Genomic DNA, 3,285 nt, shown 5'->3' with positions numbered 1-3,285 from the left:
CGCCACGCTGCCCGCCATGGCGGGCTCGGCCGTCCTGTTCCTGATCGCGACGCGGGCGGGACGAGGCTGACGCCGCGGAGCCGCCCTCAGTGGCGGCGGCCCGACGCCAGCTCATCCCCGTATCGCCATTCAAGCGCCGACTTCACGCCGAGCGTCACCAGCCCCAGGCAGGCCAGCAGCGACGCCACCGCGAAGGCGGCGATGAAGTTGTAGTCGTTGTAGAGGATCTCGACCTGCAGCGGGATCGTGTTGGTCAGGCCGCGCAGATGGCCGGAGACCACCGAAACTGCGCCGAACTCGCCCATCGCGCGCGCGTTGCAGAGCAGCACGCCGTAGAGCAGCGCCCACCGCACGTTGGGCAGCGTCACGCTCCAGAAGGTGCGCCAGCCGCCGGCGCCGAGCGACAGCGCCGCCTCCTCCTCCGCGACGCCCTGCTCCTGCATCAGCGGGATGAGCTCGCGCGCGACGAACGGGAAGGTGACGAAGATCGTCGCCAGCACGATGCCCGGGACCGCGAAGATGATCTGGATCCCGTAGGACTGCAGGTAATGCCCGAAATAGCCCTGCGCGCCGAACAGCAGCACGTAGCACATGCCCGAGACGACCGGGGACACCGAGAACGGCAGGTCGATCAGGGTGACGAGCAGGCTCTTGCCGCGGAACTCGAACTTCGCCACCGCCCAGGAGGCCGCAAGGCCGAAGACGAGGTTCGCCGGAACCGCGATGGCCGCGACCAGGACGGTCAGATAGATGGCCGACCAGGTGTCGGGATCGTCGAACGCAGCCAGATAGGTCGCGACCCCGCCCCGCAGCGCCTCGTGGAACACCGCCACGAGCGGCAGGGCCAGGAAGAACGCCAGGAAGCCGAGCGCGAGCGCGATCGCGGCCAGCCGGACCGCGCGCGGCTCGGTCGTAGGGGGCGGCGGCGCCAGTAGCGCGGCCTGATCAGCGGCCATGGCCGAGCCTCCGCCGGGACCAGGCCTCAATCAGATTGACGAGCAGCAGGATCGCGAAGGACAGGGCGAGCATGGCGGTCGCGATCGCGGTCGCGCCCGCATAGTCGAACTCCTCGAGCCGCATGACGATCAGGAGCGGCGCGATCTCGGAGACGTAGGGGATGTTGCCGGCGATGAAGATCACCGAGCCGTACTCCCCGACCGCGCGCGCGAAGGCGAGCGCGAAGCCGGTCAGCAGGGCCGGACCGAGGATCGGCAGCACCACGCTGAAGACGGTGCGGGCGCGGCCGGCGCCAAGCGTCGCGGCCGCCTCCTCGAGCGCGTGGTCGACGTCCGCCAGCACCGGCTGAACCGTCCTGACAACGAAAGGCAGCCCGATGAACACCAGCGCCACGAACACTCCGAGCGGCGTGTAGGCGATCTTGAAGGGCACGAGCGAGCCGACCCAGCCGTTCGGCGCGTAGATCGCCGACAGCGCGATTCCGGCGACCGCCGTCGGCAGCGCGAAAGGCAGGTCGACGGCGGCGTCGACCAGGCGCCGGCCGGGGAATTCGTAGCGCGTCAGCACCCATGCGAGCAGCAGGCCGAACACGGCGTTGAGGGCCGCGGCCGCGAGCGACAGCCCGAAGCTCAGCTTGAGCGCGGCCAGCGTGCGCGGCTCGGTCGCGATCGTCAGCAGCCGGGCGGGGCCGAGCGAGCCGGCCCACAGCACGACGGCGCCGAGCGGAAGCAGGATGATGAGCCCGAGATAGAGCCAGGTGAAGCCATAGGCGAGGCCGAAGCCCGGCAGCGCGCTCGGCGCCCGGAACGGACGCCGCGCGGATCGCCTCGTCGCAGGCGAAACCGCCGCCCCGCCGAACTCGCTTGAGGCCATGACGCTCATACGCCGGCGGCCGGGTTCGACCCCTGAGGGGCGATAGCGCCTGACGGCGGCTGGGCGAGGCGGGGCATGGCGGCGGCTCCGTTGGACCATCGCGAGAGCGCCACGCCGCAGCGGCAATGTCAATAATCTACATAGATTTTGTATTTTGATGCGCAGGGCGGGATCGGGAGCGGGTCGCGCGGTGGCGGGATGTCTTTTCCGGTCCGCGCCCCAGAACCCATGCGAGAGCGCGGCCGAGGCTCTTCGGCGACGGCGAACAGCGAGGGCGCATGACCGGGCGAGCGACTGCGGACGGCGCAATGCGGGCGGCGGTTCTGACCGGCCCGGGGCGGATCAGGATCGAGCAGGTCCCGAGGCCTGCGCCCTCCCCCGGCCAGGTCCGCATACGGCTCGAAGGCTGCGGGGTCTGCGCCTCGAACCTGACGCCGTGGTCGGGCCCTGACTGGATGAGCTTCCCCACCCGGCCGGGCGACCTCGGCCATGAAGGCTGGGGCGTGATCGACGCCCTGGGCGACGGCGTCGAGGGGCTCGCGATCGGCCAGCGGGTCGCCGCCCTGTCCTACCGCAGCTACGCCGAATACGACCTCGCCGAGGCCGACGCGGTGCTGCCCCTGCCGGAGCAGCTCAGCGGGCAGCCCTTGCCGGGCGAGCCGCTCGGCTGCGCCATGAACATCTTCCGCCGCAGCGAGATCAGCGCGGGGCAGACCGTCGCGATCATCGGCGTCGGCTTTCTGGGCGCGATCCTGACCCGGCTCGCGAGCGACGCCGGCGCGCGCGTCATCGCGATCTCGCGACGGCCGTTCTCGCTCGAGGTCGCCCGCCGCATGGGCGCGGCCGAGACGATCGTGATGGACGACCACAACGCGATCATCGAGCGGGTCAAGGAGCTCACCGGGGGCGCGTTCTGCGAGCGGGTCATCGAGGCGGTCGGCTACCAGTGGCCGCTGGACCTCGCCGCCGAGCTCACCCGCGAGCGGGGCCGGATGATCGTCGCCGGCTACCATCAGGACGGCCCGCGTCAGGTCAACATGTGGCTGTGGAACTGGCGCGGCCTGGACGTGATCAACGCGCATGAGCGCGACCCGAAGATCTATATGGCGGGCATCCGCGAGGCCGTGGACGCGCTCGCCTCCGGGCGGCTGGACCCGCGCCCGCTCTACACCCACAGCTATCCGCTCGAGCGGCTGGACGATGCGCTGAACGCCACCCGCGATCGCCCCGACGGCTTCCTCAAGGCTCTGGTGACCTTCGCATGACGCTCGCGGTCCCGGACCGGGAGGCGGGCGCCGCCGTCAAACGGCCTCGCCTGGGCTTCCTCGGCGTCGGCTGGATCGGGCTCGACCGGATGAAGGCGATCCAGGAGGCCGGCGCGGCCGAGGTCGCGGCGATCTGCGACCCCTCCCCCGAAATGGCGGCCCGAGCCGCCGAACTCGCGCCCGGCGCGGC

Annotated in this window: 3 protein-coding genes and 1 pseudogene; 2 read left to right on the top strand and 2 right to left on the bottom strand. The window is 71.2% G+C overall.

Annotated elements, in window-relative coordinates; genetic code table 11:
- Positions 1-86 precede the first annotated feature (86 nt).
- Both cysW and cysT read right to left on the bottom strand, forming a co-directional pair.
- Positions 87-956, bottom strand: a complete 870-nt coding sequence (cysW, locus tag ACIKT0_RS15675; RefSeq protein ID WP_407106268.1) for a sulfate ABC transporter permease subunit CysW — start codon at positions 954-956, stop codon at positions 87-89.
- On the bottom strand, positions 946-1,830 hold the full coding sequence (gene cysT, locus ACIKT0_RS15670) for a sulfate ABC transporter permease subunit CysT (protein ID WP_407106266.1): 885 nt from the start codon (positions 1,828-1,830) through the stop codon (positions 946-948). Before cysT ends, cysW begins: the two co-directional genes overlap by 11 nt.
- A 278-nt stretch (positions 1,831-2,108) precedes the next feature.
- Here cysT and ACIKT0_RS15665 point away from each other — a divergent pair, with 278 nt between their 5' ends.
- Positions 2,109-3,095, top strand: coding sequence for an MDR/zinc-dependent alcohol dehydrogenase-like family protein (locus ACIKT0_RS15665; protein ID WP_407106264.1), 987 nt, complete (start codon positions 2,109-2,111; stop codon positions 3,093-3,095).
- Positions 3,092-3,285 (top strand): annotated as a pseudogene (locus tag ACIKT0_RS15660) (Gfo/Idh/MocA family protein); the annotation flags it as partial. The gene ACIKT0_RS15665 and the pseudogene ACIKT0_RS15660, both read left to right, overlap by 4 nt.

This window comes from Hansschlegelia beijingensis (assembly GCF_045505405.1).
In the GTDB taxonomy this organism is placed as follows: Bacteria; Pseudomonadota; Alphaproteobacteria; order Rhizobiales; family Methylopilaceae; genus Methylopila; species Methylopila beijingensis_A.
This window is presented reverse-complemented; position numbering and strand designations above follow the sequence as displayed.